Origin of the sequence: Streptomyces sp. MS19, assembly GCF_047200595.1 — a bacterium.
Taxonomy (GTDB): Bacteria; Actinomycetota; Actinomycetes; order Streptomycetales; family Streptomycetaceae; genus Streptomyces.
Map to the genome: position 1 here is coordinate 371,140 of NZ_JBJZOH010000001.1, position 23,043 is coordinate 394,182.

Here is a 23,043-nt window from a genome sequence, read left to right on the forward strand (position 1 = left end):
GGCTGCTGTCGGGTGCGGGCTGCCGGGTGGGCCGGCATCCGGATGCCGCGGTCGGGACGCGCCCACTCATCCGGCCTAACGAGCGGCCCGGTGCGCGGTGACGGGCCGCGGGGGCGGCGGCGCGTGCGCCCGTTCGTTCCATCGGGTGATCTTCACGGCGGAGTGCCGTCGCACCGGCGCGGTGCCGCCACGCTGGGACGGACGTGTCACGACCGTCCCGGCCGTCACCACCGTGTCGAAAGGCCCGAGAACGCCCATGCCCCCCACCGCCCCCTCGCCCCAGCAGACCGCCTGCCCGTTCCCGGTGAGCAGCGGCCCCGCGCTCAACCCGGAGTACGCCGCCCTGCGCCGGGGCCCGCTGCCGCGCGTGCGCCTGCCGCACGGCGGCGACGCCTGGCTCGTGACCGGCTACCAGGACGTCAGGACCGTGCTGTCCGACGCCCGGTTCAGCATCGTCGCGCCGCGGGACGGGGAGCAGCCCAGGATGCGCAGCGGCGCCAGGGCCGTCAGCGGGCTGTTCGCGCTCGACCCGCCCGAGCACTCGCGGCTGCGCTCGGTGGTCGGGCGCAACTTCACGCCGCGGCGCGTGGACATGCTCCGCGGCAGGATCGCGGAGCTGACATCGGCGTGCCTGGACCGGATGGAGGCCGCCGGGCCGCCGGCCGATCTGGTGGCCCTGCTCGCCGCGCCCGTGCCGCCCGGGGTGCTCTGCGCGCTGATGGGCGTGCCGGAGGAGAACCACGGCCTCTTCGAGGACTGGGCGCGCCTCATCCTGTCCCATGAGCCGAGGCCCGACGAGATGGCGCGCAAGTTCGAGGAGTTCAGCGCCTGCCTGCGGGAGATGGTGGCGCGGCGGCGTGCCGGGCCGTCCGACGACATCATCGGCACGATGGTGCGGGCCTGCGACGAGGAGGGGCGCATCTCGGAGGACGAGCTGTACGCCGTCGCCGCCGATCTGCTGAGCGCCGGTTTCCTGAGCACGTCCGACCAGCTCTCGGTGCTGGTCCACGCGCTGCTGGCCGGTCCGCGCCGGTACACGCGGCTGGTGGAGCGTCCCGACCTGATCCCGGCGGCCATCGAGGAGGTGCTGCGGCACACGCCGCTGCTGTCGGCCTTCTCGTTCCCCCGGTACGCGACGGAGGACGTCGAGCTGGGCGGCGTGCTGGTGCGGGCCGGTGAGCCGGTGGTGCCGGTGGTCGCGGCGGCCAACCACGACCCGGGGGTCTTCCCCGACCCGGACCGGATCGACCTCGACCGCGACGCCGCGCCGCATCTGGCCTTCGGGCACGGGCCGCACTACTGCGTCGGGGCGCAGCTCGCCCGGCTCGAACTGCGGGTGATGACCGAGGCGCTGGTGTCGCGTTTCCCCCGGCTGACGCTCGCGGTGCCCGAGGAGCGCCTGTCCTGGCGTACCGGGCACCTGCTCAACGGCCTGGTGGAACTGCCCGTCACCTGGTGACGGCCGCGCCGGACCGCCCGTCGCGCAGATGTGACCTGGATCACACGAGAGATCCGCCGTCCCGGCGATGAGTTCCGGCGGGGACGGCTGTCTGTACCCGTGAAGCCGGCGGGCGCGGGGAGGCCGCGGACGGGGCGGGGAGCGGAGGAGCTGTCATGGGATCGATCAAGGTGCACGAGTTCATCACCCTCGACGGAGTGATCGACGCGCCGATGTGGACCCTGGACTACGGGTTCACCGAGGGGATGAGCCGGGTCCTCGGCGGGGTCACCGCCTCGTGCTCCGCCATCCTGCTCGGCCGCACCACGTTCGAGGGCTTCGCCCCGGCCTGGTCGACCCGCACGGCCGAGGACGACGAGGGCGCGCCGTTCTTCAACGACACGCCCAAGTACGTCGTCTCCGGCACGCTGGAGGACGCGTCGGCGCAGTGGAAGAACTCGGAGGTGCTCGGCGCCTACGACCCGGAGGCCATCCGGCGGTTCAAGGACAGCGTGGACGGGGGCATCTACGTCAGCGGCAGCGGCACCCTGGTGCGCGCCCTCCTGGCGGACGGCCTGGTGGACGAGCTGCACCTGATCGTCTACCCGCTCGCGCTCGGCACCGGCCCGCGGCTGTTCCCGGAGGGCTCGCCGCGGACGCCGCTGACGCTCGCGGCGAGCGAGTCCTTCGAGAACGGCGCGGTGCACCTCGCCTACACCCCGGCGGCCTCCTGACGTGCCCCGCCCGGCGGTTCAGGCGGTGACCAGGACCGGGTGGCGCACCACGCCGTTGAAGAGGTAGCCCTGTTCGTTGAACGGCGTGGTGTCCGGCTGCCGCGTGCCCGTGCTGTCCGTGGCGCGGGCCAGCAGGGTGGCCGCCCCGGCGGCGCGCGGGGTCCAGGGCAGCGACCAGCGCACCCAGCTGTCGCGGCGCGGCACGTCGTGCAGCCGCGCGTGGTGCCAGCGCCGCCCGCCGTCCGTGCTGACCTCGACCGAGCGGATCGTGCCCGCGCCCGACCAGGAGCGCCCGGTCAGGTGGTGGGTGCGCCCGGCGGCGAACGGGGCGTCCCACGGCAGTTCGAAGGCGCTCTTCAGCGTCTGCCGCGTGAGCGGCGCGCTGCCGCCTTCGGGGTAGCCGGGGCCGAACAGCCGGTAGAGGTCGGTGTTCCAGGGCGAGTAGAGCGGCTCGGCCGAGACCTCGATGTCGCCGACCCACTTGACCGAGGCGATGCCCACCCAGGACGGCACCAGGACGCGGACCGGCGCGCCGTGGTCGGGCGGCAGGGGGCGGCCGTTCATCTCGTGGACGAGCAGGACGTCGTCCAGCGCCTTGGCGACCGGCAGCGGGCGGCGTACGTGGCCCATCGGAGTGCCGTCGGACGCGGTGGCCTCGGCGTCGAGGCCGCGCGGCTGGACGTCCACGGCGTGCCGGGTCAGCCCCGCGCGGCGCAGGACGTGCGCGAGGCGGACGCCGCGCCAGCGGGCGACGCCCACCGCACCGAGGGTCCAGGCGGTCCCCGAGGCGGTCTGGCCCTGCTGGGTGGCGTAGAAGCTGCGCCCGTTGCCCGCGCACTCGACGAACGCCGTGTGGGTGGTGGACGGCAGGGACTTCAGGTCGCACAGGCTGAACTCGGCGCCGTCGCCGCGCAGTCCGCTCCCCCACACCCGCAGCCGCCACGATTCGGCGTCCAGTTCGGGGGTGGTGGTGTGGTTGCGGACGAAGAACAGCTCGTTCGGCGTGTGGAAGCCGGTGCCGCGCAGGCCGGACCAGCGGCTCTCGGCGTTGGTGCCGCGCACGATGAAGTGCTCGTCGGGCAGCGGCTTGACGATGCCGGGCACGGTCGGGCCGGCGTGGGCCGTGCCGGTGCCGCCCGCGCCCACGGCGCCGATCACCCCCGCCGCGGTGAGGAGCCGCAGCATGCCGCGCCGGGAGATGCCGTCGGCGCGCGCGGCGCCGTCGAGCCACTGGCGCATCCGGAGGTGGTCGTAGTCGCGTTCGTCGGTCGTCATGCGGTCGATCCTGGCGCGGGACCGCCGCGGGCACCATTGCCGCGCGTTGCCGGACCGTGAAATCTCACCGCGTCAGTCGCGGGTCCTGCTCCCGGCGGACGCGCTGTCCGCCTGCTCGGCGGTGAGCGGTGTGGCGATGTCCTCCAGGCCCCTGCGTTCGGCCTTGACGCCGAGGAAGACCTCCACGAGGCCCGCCGCGACCATCAGCCCGGCGCCGATGCAGAACGCGAGGGTCGTCTCGGAGCGGATGCCGCTCTCGGTGAGCGAGGCGAACAGCAGCGGGCCGCTGATGCCGCCCGCCGCCGTGCCGACCGCGTAGAAGAACGCGATGGCCAGCGCGCGCGTCTCCATCGGGAAGACCTCGCTGACCGTGAGGTAGGCCGAGGAGGCGCCCGCCGAGGCGAAGAAGAGGGCGACGGTCCAGCAGGCGGTGAGCGTGTTCGCCGACAGGGCGTCCTGCTGGAAGAGCCAGGCGGTGCCGAACAGCAGCAGCCCGGAGAGGATGTAGGTGCCCGCGATCATCGGTTTGCGGCCGACCGAGTCGAAGAAGTGGCTCAGCAGCAGGGGCCCGAAGAAGTTGCCCAGCGCGATGACGGCGTAGTGCCAGCCGGTGTCGGCGGTCGGGACGTCGTAGAACGTCACCAGGATCGTGGCGAAGCCGAACGTCACCGCGTTGTAGAGGAACGCCTGCCCGATGAAGAGCGCGAGGCCCAGGAACGCGCGGCGCGGGTAGCGGCTGAACACCGTCCTCGCGATGGTGACGAAACCGATGGAGTGCCGCTGCCTGATGCTGATCGCGTGCTCGGCCGGGGCCAGTTCGCTCCCTCGTGCGCGGGCGGCGTCCTCGGCCTCGCCGACGACCGTCTCGGCCTCCTCGTCGTGGCCGTGGATGAACAGCCACCGGGGGCTCTCCGGCACATGGCGGCGCACCAGCAGGATGACCAGGCCGAGGACGACGCCGAGGCCGAACGCGAGACGCCAGCCGATGTCCACCGGGAAGTTCCCGGTGCGCAGGAAGACCATGGACAGCAGCGCGCCCGCGAAGGCGCCGATCCAGAAGCTGCCGTTGATGACGATGTCGATGCGGCCCCGGTACTTGCTGGGGATCAGCTCGTCGATCGCCGAGTTGATGGCCGCGTACTCGCCGCCGATGCCGAGGCCGGTGACGAACCGCATCAGGAAGAAGAACCACGGTGTCCACGACAAGGCGGTCAACGCGGTGGCCACCAGGTAGACGGCCAGCGTGAGCAGGAACAGCTTCCGCCTGCCGAAACGGTCCGTCAGCCAGCCGAAGAAGAGCGCCCCGACGCACGCCCCCGCGACGTATATGGCCGCCCCGAGGCCGGTGACCTGCGCGGCGGTGATGGCGATGCCGCTGCCCGGCTCGGCCAGGCGCTCCGCCATGTTGCCGACGAGGGTGACTTCCAGGCCGTCGAGAATCCAGACGGTCCCCAGACCGATGACGATGCGCCAGTGCCAGCGCGACCAGGGCAGTCGGTCCAGGCGGGCGGGGACCGTGGTCCGGACGGTGCCGGTGCCGGGAGAATCCTGCTGCGGTGCTCTCTCATGGTCGGACACGCCTCATTCTGTGCCCCGGTCACACCGTCGCATGTGCGTCGTTTCCCGCGGCGGCGTGTCGGGCGGGCGGGCGGGTCAGCGTCCGGCGGCGTCGGCGAGGCGGCGCGCCTGCGCGCGGGCGGTACGGGCCACCGTCTCCTCGTCCACCGTGAGCAGCCGCCCGTCCCGCACGACGGGGACCCCGCCGACCAGCGACAGCGCCACGGGCGCCGGCGGGCCGAGGACCAGGGCGGCGACCGGGTCGGCGATCGTGGAGTGCCCCAGGCCGTCGAGCCGCCACAGCACGAGGTCGGCGAGCTTGCCGGGTTCGAGGGACCCCAGCTCGGCGTCGCGGCCGAGGACGCGGGCGCCGCCGATGGTGCCGAGGCGCAGCGCCTGGCGGGCGGTGAGGGCGCGTTCGCGGTGCGGGCCGAGGCGGTTCACGAGCAGGGCGTTGCGCAGTTCTGTGTGCAGTTCGCCCGCCTCGTTGGACGCGGTGCCGTCCACGCCGAGGCCCACGGGGATGCCCGCCGCCAGCATGTCGGGCACGCGGGCGATCCCGGCGGCGAGCCGGGCGTTGCTCGACGGGCAGTGCGCCACGCCCGTGCCGGTGCGGGCGAACGCGGCGAGGTCCGAGTCCGACATGTGCACGCAGTGCGCCATCCACACGTCGTCGCCGAGCCAGCCGGTGGACTCGAAGTAGGCGGTCGGGCCCATGCCGAACAGCTCGTGGCAGAACGCCGCCTCCTCCACCGTCTCCGAGCCGTGCGTGTGCAGCCGCACCCCGAGCCGCCGGGCGAGCGCGGCGGACTCGCGCAGCAGCTCCGTCGAGACGGAGAACGGGGAGCAGGGCGCCACGGCGATCCGCAGCATCGCGTCGGGCGACGGGTCGTGGTGCGCGCGTACGGCGTCCTCCGTGGCGCGCAGGGCGTCGTCGGTCGTCTCGACGGCGAAGTCGGGCGGCAGGCCGCCGTCGGACTCGCCGCGGTCCATCGAGCCGCGCGCGGCGGTGAAGCGCACGCCGGTCTCGCGGGCGGCCCTGATCTCGGCGCCGAGGAGGTCGCCCGCGCCGCGGGGGAAGATGTAGTGGTGGTCCATGGCGGTGGTGACGCCGCCCCTGGCCATCATCGCGAGCGACGCCCGCGCGGCGGCGTGGACCATGTCCTCGTCGATGCGGGACCACATCGGGTAGAGGCGGACGAGCCAGTCGAACAGGTTGGCGTCCTGGGCGAGTCCGCGGGTGAGCCACTGGTAGAAGTGGTGGTGCGTGTTGACCAGGCCCGGGGTGGCGAGGTGGTCCGTGGCATCGATCCTGCTGGTCACATCGGTGAGACCGACGGGCGCCGGCCCCGGGCCGAGGGACTCGATCCGGCCGCCCGCGAGGACGAGGTGGCCGTCCGCGTGCTCGGTGCCCTCGGGGTCGGCGGTGGCGATGGCGCAGTGCTCGATGACGGTCCTGCCGGCCATGCGGGGTGCTCCTAACCGAAGGTGCGGGCGGTGAGGTCGGCCGGGATGCGGGCGTCGGCGCCGTCGCGCAGCACCGTCGCCTCGATGAGGCCGTACGGCCGGTCGGCGGCGAAGTAGACGGCGCCGTCCGGGCCCTCGTTCTCCATGCCGAAGGGCGTCAGATCGACGGCGAAGTGGTGCTTGTTGGGCAGCGAGAGGCGGATCTCGGCCACCTCGGGGCGCCGTTCGAGGACGCGGGAGCCCATGGCCCAGAGGGTCTGCTGGAGGGAGTACGAGTACGTGCCGGCGAAGGCGTCGAGCAGGTGGCGCGTGGCGTCGGCGTGCTCCGCGTCCCAGTCGCGCGCGGGGTCGGGCGCGCCGGTGTCCGCCTGGCGCCAGAGTGCGGTGACGTCGGTCGCCAGCACGCGGTCGGTCGTCTCGGGCAGCGTGGTCCACCGGTCCTTCACATAGCCGCTGAACTCGGAGTCGGTGGTGTTCATCACCGTCACGCCGCTCACGCCGCTCAGGACCTCCCACGCCCCGCCCTGGGGCGCGTCGTCCGCGTACGTCACCTGCGCCGTCCGCACGCCGCGCCCGGCGCGGACGAACGAGTGGGCCGCCTCGCCAGGAACCGGGACGCGGTCCCAGGCGTACTCCTCGACGCGCAGGCGCGCGCGGTGGACGGCGGGCTGGGAGGTGACGAAGTGCCGTGCCAGCAGCGCCGCGAACGCCTCGGGCGAGCTGATGCCGTGCTCGCGCGCGAAGGCGAAGACGGTGTTCTTGGTGGTGTCGGTGGTGAGGACACCGGCGTTGGAGCCGCGCAGGTGGACGTCACCCATGTCGCCGGAGAGGGCGACCGACACGTTGAGGTCCCGCACGTGGTGGACGGGCCCCTCGCGGGTGACGCGGACGACGCGCGTCTCGGCCTTGCCGTACTGGTTCTGCCCGAGCGTGGGCGGCATGTCAGCTCCCTCGGTAGACGGAGTGGCCGTACGGGCTCAGCAGCAGCGGCACGTGGTGGTGCTCGCCCGGCACGACCCGGAAGGTGACGGCGGCCTCGGGGAAGAACGGCGTGTCCACCGCGAACGTGAGCCGCGCCGCGTCGGCGCCGCCTGGCAGGGCGGGCAGCGCGCCGCAGCGTCCGTCCGCGTCGGTGTGCGCGGTGGCGTGCGGCGCCCAGGGGGCTTCGCGGCCGAGGCGTACGGACAGGGTGACGGGCACGCCGGACGCGGGGCGGCCCCGGGCGGTGTCGAGGACGTGGGTGGAGACCGTGGCGGTGGACTCCGCGATGCGGGTGAGGCGCAGGGCGTTGATGCGGCCGAGTTCGGTGCGGGTGACGGCCCGTTCGGTCGCGGGGTCGTTGCCGAGGCGGGTGCGGAGCGCGTCGCGGAGCTGGGTGGCCGTCAGGCCGGTGGCGCGGATCAGGAAGGTGTGGCCGAAGCGCTCCTGGTAGGCGAGGTTGAGTTCCAGCATCTCGGCGCGCAGGGCGGCGTCGGCGTCGGCCATGCCGCGCTGCTCGCGGGCGGACGCGGGGTCGGCGGGGTCGGGGCGGCCGATGCGGGGGTGGGCGGCGACGGCCGCGTCGAGTCCCGCGGGGCCGAGGGCGGCGACGGCCGCGTCGCTGGCGGCGAGCAGCGAGGCGGTGTCCGCGTACGGGCGGGCCGCCAGCAGCCGGTCAGCCCAGTCGGGCGCGGCGCACAGGCGGTGGAGCGCGGCGCGGACCGCGCGGTCCTCCGCGCCGTTGAGCCAGGCGAGGCCGGGGGCGTCCTGGTGGGGCGGACGGGACGTCATGACACCCCAGCTAAGCCGGAGGACGCGACGGCGTCAACATTATGTTGATCGGTTGAGGTAGTTGTAGACCGTGAAGCGGGAGACGCCGAGCGCCTCGGCGACGGTCTCGACGCTGTGCCGCATCGCGAACGCGCCGCGCGCCTCCAGGGACCGCACCAGCTGCTGCTTGGCTGACCTGTCCAGCCCGGACAGCGGCACGCCGTGACGCCGTGCCAGGTCGGCGAGGATGTGGTCGAGCGACTCGGAGAGGTGGGGCAGCCTGACGGCGGCGGCCACCGCGCCTTCCCAGCTGAGGAGCACGTCGTCGTCGCCCGCCTCGGCCGGGTCGATCAGCCGTCCGCCGATGGCGTCGATGAGGGGGGCGAGCGCGGCCGTGAACCGCGTGTCACCCCGTCCGTCACCCGGCGCGTCGTCCGGTGCGCCGTCAGTGCTCCCGGCCATGCGGCTCCCCCCGTTCCTCCCCCTGCCCGTCGGCGCCGAGGGCGCTGAGCTGGAGCGAGACGCGGGTCGCCCCGGCCGCGAGGGCGCGGCGCAGGACGGTGCCCACGGCGGCGAGCACCGCGTCGGACGGCCCCTCGGCGCTCGTGCCGAACGGGCCGACGTCCACCGCGTCGAGCGGCGCGCCCGTCACCGCCTCGCGGGTCACCAGGGCGTGCTGCGGCAGGTTGTCCAGGTCGAACGGCTCGGTCGTGAATTCGATTCTGAGACGCACGGGGCCAACCTAGCGCCCCGGCGGGCGAGGTCCGCCCGTCGAGGAGCGGCGTCCGGCGCGTGCTCCCGGCGTACCGGCCGGACGCGCTCATCCCGGACGTGCACGGGGCGTCCTTCCGGTGCGGCGGGAGCGTCGCGACGGGGCAAGCCTCAGGCCGTGTCGTTCGGATCGTGCCTGGCGCGCGCCGCCGGTCACCGCGCCTCGCCGCGTCACCGCATCACCCGGGTACGCCCGGTACGCGTGGCGATCCGGTGCCTCGCGACGCACGGCGTCCGACACGACCTGGCCCGCCGGGCACTGGCGCCGCGCCGCCCTCGCACGGGCGGCGCGGCGGTCAGCGGAAGCCGGGCGGCGGCCAGGCCGCGGAGGGCGACTCACGGCGCTGCGGGAAGCCGTACGGCAGGGTGGCGGCGCGTGAGACGCCGAACATCTCCAGGGCCTCGCGCAGGGCGGCGACGCCCCTGGCCAGCGCGCTGACCGAGCCGACGGCGGCGACGATCATCAGCAGCGACTCGCGCAGCTCGCCGGGTTCGCACGGACCGGCGACGGCGAGCACGTCCAGGGCGTCCAGGGCGCGTTCGGCGATCTCCCGGTCGGCGAGCGGCGCCGGATACCGGTCGAGGTCCGTGCGCAATCGGCGGACGGCTGACTGGAGGCCCGCGATCCGCGGGTCGGTACCGGCGGCGCTGCCACGCTGCGCACCGGTGAGTGCCGTACGGGCCGTTTCAGCTTCTCCTGCCGCCACTCAGCCCCTCCCTGCCCTGTTGTCATCCGCCATCGCTCACCCCCGCCGCGCGCCCGCACGTACGCGGGCGACCGGCGGGCCGGACAAGGAAAGTAAATATCACTGTCCGCGCACCACGCCATACGGAGGGCAAGGTTCCGTGTCACATTCCGGTGAAAAAAAGCCGGAAAAAGCTCGACGCAACGTCACCACCGCCCGTTCGCGCCGATCGCCCGGAAGCGTCCGCCGGACCTTCCGCGGGGCTGACCGGCGGGCCCCGCATCGGGGAGACTGGAGTCCCCGCCCGCCGGAAGTACCGTCCCTGGAGCGCCAGATGGCCAGAAGCGTGCTCGTACGCTGCCCGGACTGCCACCGGGAGCACACCTATGTGCCGCCGGAATTCCCCTGCGTCTGCGGCGCCCCGGTGACCGTCGCCGTGCTCACTTCGGGTGTTGCTCCCGCGATTTCCGTACGTCACCGATCCTGGTCAGCGTCCTGGACGGAAGTTGACTGCGAACGGTGCGGTCACCCCGGTCAGTGGCCGCAGCCGGAGTTCTGCTGCCCCTGCGGCGTGACGGTCCGGCTGACGCGCGACGAGGTGCCCGCGCGGGACGGCGGCGCCCCGGCGGTCGGCGCCGGCACGGGGCGGCCGCCGTTCGGCCCGGTGGCGATCGAGACGGCGTACGACGGCGTGGCCTGCGCCGCCGAGTATCTCGTGTGGCTCGGCTTCTGGGGCGTGCGGGGCGCCGTTCCCAGGCCGCCCTCGGGGCTCGACCTGCGCGGCCCCTCGGTCGTGGGCGTGGTGGACCAGGGCACCGAACCCACCGGCGTGCGCCGCATCGAGACGCTGTGGCTGCACGCGGCGTCGGCGAACGCGCTGCCGATCGCCTTCTCGGTGGCCGGCTTCGACGCGCAGGCGCGCCTGTGCGCGGAGCGGCTGCGGATGCCGCTGTTCGCGCTCGAACTGTCCGGGACGCCCCGGCCGGTCAACAGGGCCGCCGAATCGCTGTTCGAGGAGGGGGCGCCGGGCGGCCCGTAGACGGCGCGGCTCACTCCCAGCGCAGGTCGTGCCGCGCCTCCGGGTGGTGGAACGCGAGCAGCGCCGCGCCCTCCTCCTCCAGACCGGCCCGTTCGGCGGCGGACGGCTCGTCCAGCGGCGTGAGGACGAGGGTCGCGGCCGAGCCGGCCCGGTCGGCGTCGAAGCGCCAGGTGCCGCGTACGAAGCCGTCCGCGAGCCAGACGGGGAGCGCGTGGTTGCCGCGCCACGACCTGGCCTTGGCCTCGGCCGAGATGACGCGGGCGCGGTCCGCGTGGCCGAGGAAGACGTTGTCGTACTCCGGCAGGAAGCGGACGGGCGCCGGGACGTCCTCGCCGGGGCGCGGCGCGTCCGGCAGGTCGAACAGCTCGGCGCCGTTCTCGTCGCGGAAGACGACGAGTTCGTCCCGCAGGCGCGTGAACGCCGCCCGCAGGCCGGTGAGTCCCGACCAGTTCTGCGCGTCCTTCACCGACGCGGGGCCGAAGGCGGCCAGGTAACGGCGCACCACCGCCTCGGGCGCCGCGCCGGGGGCGCCCGGGGTGAGCGGGGTCCCGAGCCAGTGCTCGGCGGTCGTGTGCCGGACGGCGCCGCCCTGCCGCCACAGGCCGCGCGGCGGCACCTGCACCAGCGGCAGCCACGAACGGGCCGCCTGCCCGAGCGCCTTCGGCGGGCTCGCCGGCGCCTCGGCGGCCAGCGCGGCGCCGAGGTCGGCGAACGTCATCGGCGCCGCCTCCACCAGCTCGCGCGCCAGCGCGGTCATCCGCCCGTGGTCCACCTCGCCCAGGGCACGCAGGAAGGCGGCGCGGAAGACCGCGTCCGTCGCGGGCTGGAAGAACGGCCGCAGGACCAGGCAGTCGGCGGCCGTCACCGTGTGGATGGTCGAGCGCTGGAGCGCGATGCGGACGAACTCCCGTGCGGCGAAGCGGCGGGAGAAGTCGTCGGGGTCGAATCCGGCCAGCCGCGTCCACAGCGCGGTGTAGTGGTTGCCGGGCACCTGCGTCTGGAGGCCCACGAGGTGCTCGACCGCCTGCCGCGCGTCCACCGTGGCGCGGGCGAGGAGGAACTGCCGGTCAAGCAGCGCGCGGTTGAGGGCACGCCGCGTCAGCACCTCGGGTGATGTCATGGCCAGAGCTTACGGGCCCGGCCGCCGGGTGGATCGGCAGGTCCGTGCCGGTCAGGAACGCCCCGGAGCCGCCGCGCCGCAGCGCGACGATCTCGGCCGCGATGGACAGCGCCGTCTCCTGCGGCGTCCTGGCGCCGAGGTCCAGGCCGATCGGCGAGCGCAGCCGCGCGAGGCCCGCCTCTGTGACCCCGGCCTCGCGCAGCCGCCGCAGCCGGTCCTCGTGGGTGCGGCGGGAGCCCATCGCCCCGACGTAGGCGAACGGGCGGGCGAGGGCGCGGGCGAGCACCGGGACGTCGAACCGCGGGTCGTGGGTGAGGACGCACACGGCGGTGCGGGCGTCGAGCCGCTGTCCGTCGAGGTAGCGGTGCGGCCAGTCGGTGACGACCTCGGCGGCGTCCGGGTGGCGGTCCCGCGCGGTGAAGGCGGGCCTGGCGTCGCAGACCGTGACGCGGTGGCCGAGGAACGCCCCGGCCGTGGCGAGCGCGGCGGCGAAGTCCCCCGCGCCGAAGACGAGCAGCCGGGGCGGGGGGACGTGCGACTCGACGAGGAGCGTGCGCCGCGCGGCGCCGCGGCCGACGCGTACGGTCCCGGTGCGGCCCGCGTCCAGCAGCGCGGCGGCCTCGGCGGCGGCCGTGCGGTCCAGCGCGGCGCCGCCGCCGAGCGAGCCGAGCGGGGCGGCGCCAGGGCGGACCAGCAGGGCGCCCGGCGCGGGGACGGGCGGCCCGTCCGCGACACGGACGAGCGCGGCGGCCTCGCCGTCCGCCGCCGCGTCGAGCGCCGCCGCGAGCACAGCGCGCTCTGGCCCGGCGGCGAGCACCGGCGTGACGAGCACCTCGACGGCGCCGCCGCAGGGCAGGGCGGGGGCGAACGGGTCCGTGTCGCCGCCGTCGCCCGTGGCGAAGCGTTCCCGCCGCGTCGCGCCGTCGGCGAGCGCCGCGCGGCACAGCTCGTGGACGGCGGCCTCGACGCAGCCGCCCGAGACGCCCCCGGCGACCGCGCCGTCCGCCGCGACGGCGAGGGCGGCGCCCGGGTCGCGCGGCGCGCTGCCCTCCACGGCGGTGACGGTGGCGACGGCGAAGTCGCGGCCCCCGGCGGCCCAGCGGCGCAGGGTCGCGGCGAGGTCGAGCATGGTGCGTCCCTCCTCCTGAGGCGGGGCCGGCTGGGATGAACCGGCTGGGATGGGGATGGGGCCAGTAGAACCCGGCGCGGGCCGCCGGGGGCAGTCACCGATGGGCAGAAGCGCCCGGCGGGCCGCTTCCGCCCTCTTGTAGATTCGTACGAGGACGCGGGGCGGGCCCGCCGGACGGCGGCCGGCCCGGGGAATCACTCGTTCGAGCGGGGGCGGTTCATGCGGCTGCACGCACTGCTTGAGGACGGATCGCTGGGGCTGCGCCTGCTGAGCGGCGCGCACGGCCTCGACCGCCCGGTGCGCGGCGTCATGACGACGGACCTGCGCGACCCGAGCCGCTACCTGCGCGGCGGCGAACTCGTCCTGACCGGCCTCGCCTGGTGGCGCGGCCCGGCGGACGCCGAGCCGTTCGTCCAGGCCCTGGTGGACGCGGGGGTGGCGGGACTCGCGGCCGGGGACGCCGAGTTCGGCTCGGTGCCCGACGCGCTGACGGAAGCCTGCGCGCGCCGGGGGCTGCCGCTGTTCGCGGTGGCCGAGGAGGTCGGGTTCGCCGAGATCACCGAGCACGTGGTGCGCCGCGTGTCCGCCGGGCGCGCGGGCGACCTGGCCGCCGTCGTCGACAGGCACCGGCGGCTGATGGCGGCCGACCCGGCGGGCGGCGGACCGCGCGCCGTGCTGGACCTGCTCGGCTCCGAACTCGCCCTGCCCGCCTGGCTGCTGACGGCCACCGGCGAGCCGGTCGCCCGGCAGGCGGGCCGCGCGGCCCTGCACCGCGGCGTCGCCCGCGGCCTGGCGCGCCACCGCCTCGCCGCCACCCGCGCGGGGCGGCCGGGGCCGTGGGCCGTGGAGGCGGGCGGCGCGGCGTACACCGTCTTCGCGGTGCGCGCCGAGGACGGCGGCGGCGGTGACGGGGACGCGCCGGGGGCCCTGTTCGCCGACTGGCTGCTCGCCGTCAGGGCCGACGCGGGCGAGTGGCCCGGCCGGCGGCGCGACCTCCTGGACGGCGTGTCCCGCCTCCTCGCGGCGGAACGCGACCGGCGGGAGGCCGCCCGTACGGTGCGCCGCCGCCTCGCCCGCGAGGCGCTCGACCTGGTGACGACCGGCGCGCCGCCCGCCGAGGTGGCGGCGCGGCTGCGGGTGGCGGGGCCGCTGATCGAGCCCGGGGGCGTGGCGGGGCCGCAGTGGCAGGTGGTGGTGGCGCGCCTCGAAGGGGACGGCCAGGAGGGCGGCGGCCGGGCCGCCCGTGCCGTGCTGGAGGAGCTGCTGCCCGCGTCCGCCGTGGCGCGGGGTGACGGGGAGGCCGTCGCGCTCGTCCCCGTGACCGAGCCGCTGCGCGCCGGGAGGCTGCTGCGGTCGGGGACGCGGGAGGTGCTGGCGGCGGGCCTCGGGGACGACGGGCGGCTGACGCTGGGGGTGAGCGGCGCGGTGGCGTCGGCCGAGGGGCTGCGCGGGGCGCTGGAGGAGGCCAGGCACGCGCGGCGGGTCGCGGCGGCGAGGACGGACGCGGTGGCCGTGGCGGGCCACGAGGAGCTGGCGTCGCATGTGCTGCTGCTGCCGTTCGTGCCGGACGACGTGCGGCGCGCGTTCACGGCGCGGCTGCTCGAACCGCTGCGCGCGTACGACCGGGAGCACGGCGCCGAGCTCGTCCGCACGCTGGAGGCGTTCCTGGCGGCGGACGGCTCGTGGACGCGGTGCGCGGCGCGGCTGCACGTCCACGTCAACACGCTGCGGTACCGCGTCCGGCGCATCGAACGGCTGACCGGCCGGGAGCTGACGCGTCTGGAGGACACGGTGGACTTCTTCCTGGCGCTGCGCCTGCGGTAGCGCGACTTGTGAACAAATTCACGCAGCCCTCTTGGCCATGCCGGGCGGCTCGTGCTGAGATGCAGTCACATCACGTACGTATCTCGGCCCGACGAAGCGCTGGAGGGGCATGTGACGGAGACCGCCGTACCAGTTTCCGTGAGGTCGTCGAGCGGGGACCCGCTCGACGGCGCGGTATGGCGACTACGGTCACGGGGCTGTTGGGAGGACGCGGCGAGCCTGCTGGAGCCCCGGGCGGCGAGCGAGCCGCGCGCGGCGCTCGCGCGCGCCCAACTGCTGGTGGAACGCTGCATGTTCACCTCGGAGGGGTGGGGCAGGGCCGAGGAGGCGCTGCGGGCGGCCGAGTCCGTCGCGCACACGGACACGGAGCGCGGAGCCGCGGCCTGCGAACGCGGATACCTCGCGTTCGCCTCGACGCTGCTGAAGGTGCGGGACAGGGCCGACGAGGCGCGTGCCGCGCTCGGCAGGGCGGCGGCGCTGCTGGCGCCCGGCGCGCCGGGGCGGGCGCTGCTCGACTTCAGACGCGGCCTGATGGCGGAGCACGTCAGCGGCAACCCGCAGGCGGCCGAGGCCGGCTACCGCCGCGCGCACAACGAGGCGGTCGGGCAGGGGGACGCGCTGCTCAGCTCGTACACCTGGCAGCGGCTGGGGGCCCTCGCGGTGCTGAACGGGGACGTGGCCGAGGCGCGGCACGGGTTCACCGAGTCGCTGCGGCTGCGGGAGGAGGCGGGGTACCTCGTCGGGATCGCGCCCGCGCTGGCGGCGCTCGCCGAGGTCGAGCCGGAGCCGGAGGCGGCCAGGCTGCGCGGGGAGGCGACGCGGCTGTTCCGGCTGCTCGGCGGCGTCCCGCGCTGGCTCGGCCCGGAACTGGCCGAACCGCTGCCGGAGGACTGACCGCCCGGCCGGGGGCGGGCCGCGTGTGGCCTGTGACGGGTCGCGGAACGCTCCCGGGCAGCGGGGTCCACCGCAGCGGCGCGAACACAGCGGACGTTCCGCCCGACACCGCCTCGCCGGCCGGCCACCCGAGAACCGGCGCCCAGGACCGGCCCCGCACCCAGCGGCAACGCGAAAGCGCGCGCAGGCACGGTACGGACACGGCCCGCCGGCACCGCCTCGCCACGGTCCTTCCCCGGCCCCCTCGTCCGCGCCACGGACCGCAACCCCGCGCACGTCGGGGCCCGGCCCCTCCACTCCCCCGCGGGCGGAGACGGCGGACGCGCCACGTCGCCGCGCCCCGCATCGGCCCTCGCTCACGGCGACCGCGTGAAAGCGCGCACATGCCCCTCAGGCCGGCGTCTCGCGCCCTCGGAACGGCCGGGCCGCACGGCTTCCCCGAGGCAGCCGGCTTGGGGGCGCCCCGCCGTCACGGCTCGCCACGACGCGACACCGAGGAGCGGTGCACGTGCCGCTCCTTTGGCGCGGGAGACGGCGCGAACCGGCTCCCCGCCCACGGCGGCGGCGTGGAACCGCGCAGGCACCCTCGGCGCGACATCGCGAAAGCGGCGTCCTGATCGCCGCACGTGTTCCTGTGGTGGACGCCGCTGCGCGCCCGGTCGCCCGGGTCCGTGCGTCACGTCGGTGGAAACGGCGGCGGGGCGGCGGGGCCGTTCGGTTCCCGGGCCCGGAAGCACTGTCGGCGGGGAGCGGGAGGCGAGGCGGTACGGGGAGGAGGGGCCGCGACCGGGCGGGGGCGGTCAGTCGGTGGCGGGGGGAGGGACCAGGTGCTCGTGGGCCAGGCGTTCGGCCGTCGCGAGGTCGCCCGTGCACAGGGCGTCGAGCAACGCGCTGTGGGCCAGCGCGTCGGCCAGTAACTGCGCCGGGCCCGGCCCGTCGCCCTGGGCGGACGGCATCTGCGACCTGCGGTGCAGGTCCTCGGCGACGGCGACCAGATGCCGGTTGCCCGTCAGCGCGAGCAGCGAGCGGTGGAAGCGGCGGTCGGCCTCGGCGTACGCGGCGCGGTCGCCGACCCGGGCGGCGGAGACGGTCGCCTCGGCGAGGGGCCGCAGCTCGGACCAGCGCTCGGCGGGCAGGGCGCGGGCCAGCCGCAGCAGCGCGGGCACCTCCAGGGCGGCGCGTACCTCGGCCAGTTCGGCCGCGTCGCGGCGGCTGCGGCCCGCGATGCGGAAGCCGCGGTTGGGCACGGTCTCCACGACGCCCTCGCTGACCAGCCGCTGCATCGCCTCGCGCACGGGCGTGGCGGAGACGCCGTACCGCTCGGCGAGGGTGGGGGCGGAGTAGGTGGCGCCCGGTTCCAGCTCGCCGGAGGCGAGCGCGTCGCGCAGCGCGGCGAGGACCTGGGCGCGCACGGAGTGGCGCTCCGGGAGCGTGCGCGGCCTGACGGGGAGCGGGGGGCGTGCGACCGGCGGCTGGGCGGAGCTGGTCGTGCCGGGTGCCTGCTCCGGCCGGGTGAGGTCCATTCGTCCGCTCCGTCCCCTCCTGCCCGTGATTCCACGCGGTGCCAGCACCCTAGGCGCAGTTGGCCCGGCAGCAAACCCCGGGAAACGTCAGGTAAGGTAAGGCTTACCTGCACAAGATCACGGAATCGGTGGCTCCATGACCGTCCCCGCCCTGGCCACGGCCTCGCCGCTGCGGCCCGCCTACGACCGCGTCACCGAGGCGCTTCCCGTCCTTCGCATCAGCGAGGGACCCGGACGCCCGGCCGACGAGCCCGGCTGGGTGCGGGCCGACGCGCTGGCGGCGGGCGGCGCGGAGCTGGACGCGTACTGCGCCTGGGACGCCGAGCAGATCGCGCGGGACTACGGACAGGAGGGCCGCCCCGACGTCGTCGCGGCGTTCGCGCTGCACCGCTACGCGTGGCCGGCCGCCGTCCTGTTCACCGTCCCCTGGTTCCTGCTGCGGCGTGTGCCGTGGCTCGCACCGGAGGACGTGGCGTTCCACCGGGGCGATTACCGGATGAGTGTACGGACCGGCGCGTTCAGCTGTCTCCCCGACGACCCCGCCGCCGGTGACCCGCGGGCGCGGGTGGTGCCCGACGAGGACGCGCTGCGCGCCGCGCTGCGGCAGGCTGCGGCCGACCACCTGGGCCCCGTGCTCGCCGCGTTCGGCCCGCGCATGCGGCGCGGACGGCGCGCGCTGTGGGGCTCGGCGACGGACGAACTGGTCGAGACGCTGTGGTACTTCGGCAGCCTCGTCGGCGAGGAGGAACGGGCCATGGCCGAGGCCGGGCTGCTGTTCCCCGGCGGGACGGCGCCGTACTCGGGCGGCGCCTCGTTCCGCGAGCTGACCGGGCCCGCGGGCGAGCGGCTGACGACACGTGACCGCGCGAGCTGCTGCATGTTCTACACGCTGCGGCCCGAGGACACGTGCGTCACCTGCCCGCGCACCTGCGACAGCGACCGTGTGGCGCGGCTGGCCGCAAGCTGATAACAGATTGCTCAACCCGCCACGCCTGTTTCGGCAGGTTGGCACTCGTTAGGGGGTTTCGCCCCGGATACGGCTGACGAGTGCTCAGGTAGCATCCACAGTTCTTCAGTAGCGCCACGTCTCCGGGCCATCATCGCGATGATTCCACCGGACGACCATGGTCACCACGAATCCAGCACAGGTCGCGCGCACTCGGCGCGCCTGGCGAGGGGCAGTTGCATGACACTGACGGACATAGACATCAGCTGGGCGGTGGCGGGAGCCGTACTGCTCGGCGGCATGCTGCTTGCGGTGGTCCTGCTCACGCGCGGCCGCAAGCCCTCGGGCGAGCATGCCGACACCGGTGACTCCTGGGAGCGCCTGGAGGCGGCCAGGCGGCGCCGGGAACGCATCTACGCGGGTGCCTCGTACACCTTGTTGTTCTGCTGCGCGGGCGTCGCGGCGGCCCTGTCGTTCCAGGGTCTCGTCGGCTTCGGGCGGGAGAACCTCGACCTGTCGGGCGGCTGGGAGTACCTGGTGCCGTTCGGCCTCGACGGCGCGGCCATGTTCTGCGCGGTGATCGCGGTGCGCGAGGCCAGCCACGGCGACTCGTCCATGGGGTCGCGGCTGCTGGTCTGGCTGTTCGCGGGGGCCGCCGCGTGGTTCAACTGGGTGCACGCGCCGCGCGGCGGCGGGCACGACGGCGCGCCGCACTTCTTCGCGGCCATGTCGCTGTCGGCCGCCGTCCTGTTCGACCGCGCGCTGAAGCAGACGCGGCGGGCGGCGCTGCGGGAGCAGGGCCTGGTGCCGCGTCCGCTGCCGCAGATCCGCTTCGTCCGCTGGCTGCGGGCGCCGCGTGAGACGTACGGCGCCTGGTCGCTGATGCTGCTCGAAGGGGTGCGGTCGCTCGACGAGGCCGTCGAGGAGGTCCGCGAGGAGCGCCGTACCAAGGAGGGCGAACGCGACCGGCGGCGTGAGCACCGGCAGTTGGAGCGCGCCCGGCTGAAGGCGATCAGCCGTCAGCACCGGGGCTTCGGCAAGGGGCGTGAGCACGTCGAGGTCGCGGCGGTCGCGCCGACGCCGGAGCCGGCCGCCCTGGAGGCGGGGAGCGCCGGGCAGCCACGCGCCGCGCTGGACGCGTCGCCCGCCATGTCGTCGTCCCTCGCCGAGGACGGCAGGCTCGACTCGCTGGAGGAGAAACTGGCCCGGATCGAGCGGCAGTTCGGCTGACCGCCGCACTGTCGGCGGCAGGTGCACGGCCCGTCGGCGCACAGGCGTCCGGCGGGCCGGCCGTCTGTCCGGAGTCGCGCGGAGCCGGGCGCGGGCGCCGCTGCCGGTGGCGGTGGCGGTGGCGGCGCGTACGGTCCGCATGGACGCATCAGAGACCAACCCTGTCGGCCACGCTTACCTGCGCCTGGGCGTGCGCGGATGGCGCGTGCTGCTGGACGCGGGGGCCGTGCCGCCAGGACTGACGGCCGCGTCCGTCTCGGCGCACGACGGGAACCACCTCCCGGCCGTGGACCTCGCCAACGAGATCATGGCCCTCCGGTGCAGCCCCGGCATCGGCCCTGCGGCCTGACGCCGCCGCCGGGGCCGCTCAGACGATGGTGAGCTGGGCGGGCAGAGCGCCCTCGTGGGCGAGGAGCATCCGCTTGCGTTCGAGGCCGCCCGCGTAGCCGGTGAGGGAACCGTCCGCGCCGATGACGCGGTGGCAGGGGCAGACGACCCACAGCGGATTGGCGCCGATGGCGCCGCCGACCGCGCGAACGGCGTTGCGGGGCAGCCCGGCCCTCTCGGTGACCTGGCCGTAGGTGGACGTGGCGCCGAATTCGATCGTGTGCAGGGTGTCCCAGACGCGGCGCCTGAACTCGGTGCCCACGGGTTCGAGCGTCAGGTCGAAGGTGGTGCGCTCACCGGCGAAGTAGCCGTCGAACTGGCGGATGGCCTCGGTGAACGCGCTGTCGTCGCGCTGCCAGTCGGGCTGGACCGAAGGGCCGCGCTTCTGCTGGGGCACCGTGACGGAGGCCAGGACGCCGGGGCGCGGACCGGCGATCAGCAGTTCGCCGAACGGACTGGGGTGCAGGGTGTAGAGCATCAGTGCTTCTCCGAGAGGGTGGTCGCGGGGGTGGTGGTCGCGGTCCAGAGGTGGTGCACGGCGTAGGAGCGCCAGGGGCGCCAGGCGTCGGCGGCCGCCGGTTCCGCGCCGACGAGCCCGAGGCCGTGGCGGACCCCCGCGTCGCCGGTGAGGAAGACATCGGGGTCGCCCAGGGCGCGCATCCGCATGTATCCGGCGGTCCAGGGGCCGATGCCGCGCAGGGCGAGCAGGGCGTGCTCGGTCGCGTCGCGGTCGGCGCCGGGGCCGAGGTGGACCGTCCCGTCCGCCAGGGCGGTGGCGAGGGTACGGAGGGTGGCGCGACGGGACTCCGGCATGCCCAGCTCGGTGAGCGGGGCGTCGGCCAGTGTCTCCGCGGCGGGGAAGGTGTGGGTCAGGGAGCCGTCCGGCGCCGGGAGGGGCTTGCCGTACGCGGCGACCAGGGTTCCGCCGAGCCTCCGCGCCGAGGAGACGGTGATCTGCTGGCCGAGCACGGCGCGGACGGCCAGTTCGCCGGGGTCCGCCGCACCGGGCGAGCGCAGCCCCGGCCGGGCGGCGACGAGCGGCGCGAGGAACGGGTCGGCGCCGAGCCGGTCGGCGACGGCGTAGGGGTCCGCGTCGAGGTCGAAGAGGCGCCGGACCCGCTGCACCGCGGTGGTGAGGTCCCTGGTGTCGGTCAGGTGCAGGCGGCAGGGCAGCCAGCGCGCGTCGGGGGCGCCCGACGGCTCGCCGACCTCGGCGACCCCCGTGCCGTGCGGGAGGGCGAGGGAGCGCCGGTAGGTGCGGCTGCCCCGGGTGCCGGTCATCTCCTCGATGCCCGTGAGGGCGCGCAGTCCGAGGAAGTCGAAGACCTGGCGGGCGTCGTAGGGGCCCCGGTGGGCGAGGCGCAGCGGGATGCCGCCGGTGCCGGGGCCGGGGGCGGCGCGTTCGCGGGGCGCGGCGGCGCGCAGCTCGCTCGGCGTCCGGGCGTAGGTCGCGCGGATGGTGTCGTTGAACTGCCGGACGCTGGCGAAGCCGGCGGCGAAGGCGATCTCCGTGACCGGCAGCTCCGTGGTCTGGAGCAGGATGCGTGCCGTGTGGGCGCGCTGGGCGCGCGCGAGGGCGACCGGGCCCGCGCCCAGTTCGACGGTGAGCAGCCGCTGGACCTGCCGGGAGCTGTAGCCGAGGCGGCGGGCGAGCCCGGAGACGCCTTCGCGGTCCACGATGCCGTCGGTGATCAGCCGCATGGCGCGGCCGACGGCGTCGGCCCGCGCGTTCCACTCGGCGGAGCCGGGGACGGTGTCGGGGCGGCATCTGCGGCAGGCGCGGAAGCCGGCGGCCTGGGCGGACGCGGCGGACGGGTGGAAGCGCACGTTGCGCCGCTTCGGGGTGGTCGCCGGGCAGCTGGGGCGGCAGTAGATGCCGGTGGTCAGGACGGCGGTGAAGAACACCCCGTCGAACCGCTCGTCCCTGCTGCGCACCGCCTCGTAGCGGCCGTCGTCGTCCAGTGCTCTCTCGTTCACCACATCCCCCAGTGTGCGCCCCCGCGAAAGGCCCGACTGGCGGCAATCGGACACGGAGGTGCGGGGGTGCGCGGTGTCGTCTCGGGCGTCCACAGGCTGCCGGACAGGGCCGTCCTCCCCCGGCGCGACGCGGCCGAGGACGACATCGGCGGAGTGCCCGCCGAAGCCCACGACGCCCGGCTCGTACAGTCTCCCGATCACCTCGCGGCGGCTGCGCGTGGCGGCCTCGCGGTCGGCGTACCACTCGGGGTGCCCGACCTGGACGGGGCTGTACAGCACGTCCCCGAAGGCTGTGGGACGGCGGTCACCGCCGTCGATCTCGCAGGGCGTGTGCCCGGACGTGTGGCCCGTCCCGAGCCGCACGCGGACGCCGGGGGAGATCTCCTCCCCGTCCGCCACCGTGCGGGCGAAGGGCTCCGGCGCGGCCAGGACGGCGTCGCCAGGACCTTCGTCGCCGGCGTGCGCCCGCTCCCGCCACCCGGGCCCTGCGCGAGCCGGACGGCCCGCTGACGAGGAAGCGGCTCGCAGCCCGGATGAGCTGCGAGCCGTCTCACGCGACGTTCGTCGTGGACCGCCTGGAGAAGCGCGGCCTCATCGAGCGCCGCCCGCACCCGACCGACCGGCGGGCCGGGGAACCGCACCTCACCGGGTCGGGCGGCGCCCTGCGGCTGCTGGAGCGCGCCGTCGGTCAGCGCTGAGCCACCCTGGCGGGGAAACCGCCGGTGGCAACCGGGCCCCAGCGGACCGGGGTGACGCGGATCAGGGACTTGCCCTGGCGCGCCATCGCGGTCCGGTACTCGGCCCAGTCGGGGTGCTCCCCCGCGATGTTGCGGTAGTACTCGACCAGCGGCTCGATGGCGTCCGGCACGTCGAGCACCTCGGCCGTGCCGTCGATCTGCACCCACGGGCCGTCCCACTCGTCCGACAGGACGACGACGCTGACCTCGGGGACCCGCCGGGCGTTCACGGTCTTGGCGCGGTCGGGATAGGTGGCGATGACGATCCGCCCGGCCGCGTCGACACCGCACGTCAGGGGGGACGCCTGGGGGCCGCCGTCCGCGCGGTGGGTGATGAGGAGGGCCCGGTGCCTGGGCCGTACGAAGTCGAGAAGCCGTGCCAGGTCCACGGGGGTGTTCGTCGCGATCGAAGGACTCATGGCGCAGCAGACTACGCGCCTCCGGGACGCGCCACGCCCCGGCCCCTTCCCCCCGGCGCACGGGGGGCCGGGGGCACGTCCCCGGACAGCGCGGCGGCGCGGCGCGGGGGCCCGTGGAAGGCCCCCGCGCCGCGCCGCGGG

At 75.5% G+C, this 23,043-nt stretch carries 23 protein-coding genes; 9 read left to right on the plus strand and 14 right to left on the minus strand.

The genetic code is table 11. The features are described 5' to 3' along the window. Positions 1–256: 256 nt before the first annotated feature. Both ACL02R_RS01715 and ACL02R_RS01720 read left to right on the plus strand, forming a co-directional pair. Entirely contained in the window at positions 257–1,459 is a 1,203-nt protein-coding gene (locus ACL02R_RS01715) for a cytochrome P450 (protein ID WP_412794994.1), read from the plus strand. 155 nt (positions 1,460–1,614) lie between these two features. After that, positions 1,615–2,172, plus strand: coding sequence for a dihydrofolate reductase family protein (locus ACL02R_RS01720; RefSeq protein WP_362967578.1), 558 nt, complete (start codon positions 1,615–1,617; stop codon positions 2,170–2,172). An 18-nt stretch (positions 2,173–2,190) separates the two neighbouring features. Here ACL02R_RS01720 and ACL02R_RS01725 read toward each other — a convergent pair whose 3' ends face one another. The 8 genes from ACL02R_RS01725 to ACL02R_RS01760 form a co-directional block, all read right to left on the minus strand. Then, on the minus strand, positions 2,191–3,447 hold the full coding sequence (locus ACL02R_RS01725) for a sulfite oxidase (RefSeq protein WP_412794995.1): 1,257 nt from the start codon (positions 3,445–3,447) through the stop codon (positions 2,191–2,193). 72 nt (positions 3,448–3,519) lie between these two features. Next, the gene (locus ACL02R_RS01730) at positions 3,520–5,025 is read right to left on the minus strand and encodes an MFS transporter (protein WP_412794996.1); all 1,506 of its coding nucleotides are present in this window, start codon (positions 5,023–5,025) and stop codon (positions 3,520–3,522) included. Between the two features lie 75 nt (positions 5,026–5,100). Further along, positions 5,101–6,471 carry an 8-oxoguanine deaminase gene (locus tag ACL02R_RS01735; protein WP_412794997.1) on the minus strand — a complete coding sequence of 457 codons (1,371 nt, stop codon included), beginning with the start codon at positions 6,469–6,471 and terminating at the stop codon, positions 5,101–5,103. Positions 6,472–6,482: 11 nt separating this feature from the next. Continuing rightward, entirely contained in the window at positions 6,483–7,412 is a 930-nt protein-coding gene (pucL, locus tag ACL02R_RS01740) for a factor-independent urate hydroxylase (protein ID WP_412794998.1), read from the minus strand. A 1-nt stretch (position 7,413) separates the two neighbouring features. After that, positions 7,414–8,241 (minus strand): 2-oxo-4-hydroxy-4-carboxy-5-ureidoimidazoline decarboxylase, encoded by an 828-nt coding sequence (gene uraD / locus ACL02R_RS01745; RefSeq protein ID WP_412794999.1) that lies wholly within the window; start codon positions 8,239–8,241, stop codon positions 7,414–7,416. A 39-nt stretch (positions 8,242–8,280) separates the two neighbouring features. Then, complete coding sequence (locus ACL02R_RS01750; RefSeq protein ID WP_412795000.1) at positions 8,281–8,682, minus strand: helix-turn-helix domain-containing protein; 402 nt, start codon at positions 8,680–8,682, stop codon at positions 8,281–8,283. Next, positions 8,666–8,953: a hypothetical protein gene (locus ACL02R_RS01755; protein ID WP_412795001.1), complete on the minus strand. Its 288-nt coding sequence runs from the start codon at positions 8,951–8,953 to the stop codon at positions 8,666–8,668. The genes ACL02R_RS01750 and ACL02R_RS01755 overlap by 17 nt, the downstream gene beginning before the upstream one ends. 334 nt (positions 8,954–9,287) lie before the next feature. After that, positions 9,288–9,698 (minus strand): DUF5955 family protein, encoded by a 411-nt coding sequence (locus tag ACL02R_RS01760; protein WP_412795002.1) that lies wholly within the window; start codon positions 9,696–9,698, stop codon positions 9,288–9,290. A 550-nt stretch (positions 9,699–10,248) separates the two neighbouring features. On the opposite strand from ACL02R_RS01760, the gene ACL02R_RS01765 reads away from it, so the two are divergent. After that, positions 10,249–10,716 (plus strand): hypothetical protein, encoded by a 468-nt coding sequence (locus ACL02R_RS01765; protein ID WP_412795003.1) that lies wholly within the window; start codon positions 10,249–10,251, stop codon positions 10,714–10,716. A gap of 10 nt (positions 10,717–10,726) precedes the next feature. Here ACL02R_RS01765 and ACL02R_RS01770 read toward each other — a convergent pair whose 3' ends face one another. Both ACL02R_RS01770 and ACL02R_RS01775 read right to left on the minus strand, forming a co-directional pair. Then, positions 10,727–11,836 (minus strand): winged helix DNA-binding domain-containing protein, encoded by a 1,110-nt coding sequence (locus tag ACL02R_RS01770; protein WP_412795004.1) that lies wholly within the window; start codon positions 11,834–11,836, stop codon positions 10,727–10,729. Beyond that, positions 11,784–12,965: an XdhC family protein gene (locus tag ACL02R_RS01775; RefSeq protein WP_412795005.1), complete on the minus strand. Its 1,182-nt coding sequence runs from the start codon at positions 12,963–12,965 to the stop codon at positions 11,784–11,786. The genes ACL02R_RS01770 and ACL02R_RS01775 overlap by 53 nt, the downstream gene beginning before the upstream one ends. 219 nt (positions 12,966–13,184) lie before the next feature. Between ACL02R_RS01775 and ACL02R_RS01780 the strand changes: the two genes are divergently transcribed. Then, on the plus strand, positions 13,185–14,789 hold the full coding sequence (locus tag ACL02R_RS01780) for a PucR family transcriptional regulator (protein ID WP_412795006.1): 1,605 nt from the start codon (positions 13,185–13,187) through the stop codon (positions 14,787–14,789). A gap of 111 nt (positions 14,790–14,900) precedes the next feature. Next, positions 14,901–15,683, plus strand: coding sequence for a hypothetical protein (locus tag ACL02R_RS01785; protein WP_412795007.1), 783 nt, complete (start codon positions 14,901–14,903; stop codon positions 15,681–15,683). Between the two features lie 800 nt (positions 15,684–16,483). On the opposite strand, the gene ACL02R_RS01790 is transcribed toward ACL02R_RS01785, so the two are convergent. Beyond that, a complete protein-coding gene (locus ACL02R_RS01790) occupies positions 16,484–17,206 on the minus strand; it encodes a GntR family transcriptional regulator (RefSeq protein WP_412795008.1) in 723 nt (240 codons plus the stop codon). Positions 17,207–17,342: 136 nt separating this feature from the next. Between ACL02R_RS01790 and ACL02R_RS01795 the strand changes: the two genes are divergently transcribed. The 3 genes from ACL02R_RS01795 to ACL02R_RS01805 all read left to right on the plus strand — a co-directional run bounded on the left by ACL02R_RS01795 (position 17,343) and on the right by ACL02R_RS01805 (position 19,731). Further along, positions 17,343–18,173 carry a (2Fe-2S)-binding protein gene (locus tag ACL02R_RS01795; RefSeq protein WP_412795009.1) on the plus strand — a complete coding sequence of 277 codons (831 nt, stop codon included), beginning with the start codon at positions 17,343–17,345 and terminating at the stop codon, positions 18,171–18,173. 219 nt (positions 18,174–18,392) lie between these two features. Then, positions 18,393–19,382: a DUF2637 domain-containing protein gene (locus tag ACL02R_RS01800; protein ID WP_412795010.1), complete on the plus strand. Its 990-nt coding sequence runs from the start codon at positions 18,393–18,395 to the stop codon at positions 19,380–19,382. A gap of 139 nt (positions 19,383–19,521) precedes the next feature. Next, positions 19,522–19,731, plus strand: coding sequence for a hypothetical protein (locus ACL02R_RS01805; protein WP_412795011.1), 210 nt, complete (start codon positions 19,522–19,524; stop codon positions 19,729–19,731). A gap of 18 nt (positions 19,732–19,749) precedes the next feature. Here ACL02R_RS01805 and ACL02R_RS01810 read toward each other — a convergent pair whose 3' ends face one another. Further along, positions 19,750–20,247 carry a methylated-DNA--[protein]-cysteine S-methyltransferase gene (locus tag ACL02R_RS01810; protein WP_412795012.1) on the minus strand — a complete coding sequence of 166 codons (498 nt, stop codon included), beginning with the start codon at positions 20,245–20,247 and terminating at the stop codon, positions 19,750–19,752. Beyond that, entirely contained in the window at positions 20,247–21,746 is a 1,500-nt protein-coding gene (locus ACL02R_RS01815; protein ID WP_412795013.1) for an AlkA N-terminal domain-containing protein, read from the minus strand. The genes ACL02R_RS01810 and ACL02R_RS01815 overlap by 1 nt, the downstream gene beginning before the upstream one ends. 11 nt (positions 21,747–21,757) lie before the next feature. Between ACL02R_RS01815 and ACL02R_RS01820 the strand changes: the two genes are divergently transcribed. Beyond that, on the plus strand, positions 21,758–22,444 hold the full coding sequence (locus ACL02R_RS01820; RefSeq protein ID WP_412795014.1) for a MarR family transcriptional regulator: 687 nt from the start codon (positions 21,758–21,760) through the stop codon (positions 22,442–22,444). Here the strand turns inward: ACL02R_RS01820 and ACL02R_RS01825 are convergent. After that, entirely contained in the window at positions 22,435–22,902 is a 468-nt protein-coding gene (locus ACL02R_RS01825) for a PPOX class F420-dependent oxidoreductase (RefSeq protein ID WP_412795015.1), read from the minus strand. The two genes, ACL02R_RS01820 and ACL02R_RS01825, sit on opposite strands and share 10 nt — an antisense overlap. Between the last annotated feature and the right edge of the window lie 141 nt (positions 22,903–23,043).

Excerpts from the sequence above, each read along its gene's own strand:
- ACL02R_RS01715 (WP_412794994.1), top strand. The coding sequence starts at position 257 with ATGCCCCCCACCGCCCCCTCGCCCCAGCAGACCGCCTGCCCGTTCCCG.
- ACL02R_RS01720 (WP_362967578.1), top strand. The coding sequence starts at position 1,615 with ATGGGATCGATCAAGGTGCACGAGTTCATCACCCTCGACGGAGTGATC.
- ACL02R_RS01725 (WP_412794995.1), bottom strand. The coding sequence starts at position 3,447 with ATGACGACCGACGAACGCGACTACGACCACCTCCGGATGCGCCAGTGG.
- ACL02R_RS01735 (WP_412794997.1), bottom strand. The coding sequence starts at position 6,471 with ATGGCCGGCAGGACCGTCATCGAGCACTGCGCCATCGCCACCGCCGAC.
- pucL (WP_412794998.1), bottom strand. The coding sequence starts at position 7,412 with ATGCCGCCCACGCTCGGGCAGAACCAGTACGGCAAGGCCGAGACGCGC.
- uraD (WP_412794999.1), bottom strand. The coding sequence starts at position 8,241 with ATGACGTCCCGTCCGCCCCACCAGGACGCCCCCGGCCTCGCCTGGCTC.
- ACL02R_RS01750 (WP_412795000.1), bottom strand. The coding sequence starts at position 8,682 with ATGGCCGGGAGCACTGACGGCGCACCGGACGACGCGCCGGGTGACGGA.
- ACL02R_RS01770 (WP_412795004.1), bottom strand. The coding sequence starts at position 11,836 with ATGACATCACCCGAGGTGCTGACGCGGCGTGCCCTCAACCGCGCGCTG.
- ACL02R_RS01775 (WP_412795005.1), bottom strand. The coding sequence starts at position 12,965 with ATGCTCGACCTCGCCGCGACCCTGCGCCGCTGGGCCGCCGGGGGCCGC.
- ACL02R_RS01780 (WP_412795006.1), top strand. The coding sequence starts at position 13,185 with ATGCGGCTGCACGCACTGCTTGAGGACGGATCGCTGGGGCTGCGCCTG.
- ACL02R_RS01790 (WP_412795008.1), bottom strand. The coding sequence starts at position 17,206 with ATGGACCTCACCCGGCCGGAGCAGGCACCCGGCACGACCAGCTCCGCC.
- ACL02R_RS01795 (WP_412795009.1), top strand. The coding sequence starts at position 17,343 with ATGACCGTCCCCGCCCTGGCCACGGCCTCGCCGCTGCGGCCCGCCTAC.
- ACL02R_RS01800 (WP_412795010.1), top strand. The coding sequence starts at position 18,393 with ATGACACTGACGGACATAGACATCAGCTGGGCGGTGGCGGGAGCCGTA.
- ACL02R_RS01805 (WP_412795011.1), top strand. The coding sequence starts at position 19,522 with ATGGACGCATCAGAGACCAACCCTGTCGGCCACGCTTACCTGCGCCTG.
- ACL02R_RS01810 (WP_412795012.1), bottom strand. The coding sequence starts at position 20,247 with ATGCTCTACACCCTGCACCCCAGTCCGTTCGGCGAACTGCTGATCGCC.
- ACL02R_RS01825 (WP_412795015.1), bottom strand. The coding sequence starts at position 22,902 with ATGAGTCCTTCGATCGCGACGAACACCCCCGTGGACCTGGCACGGCTT.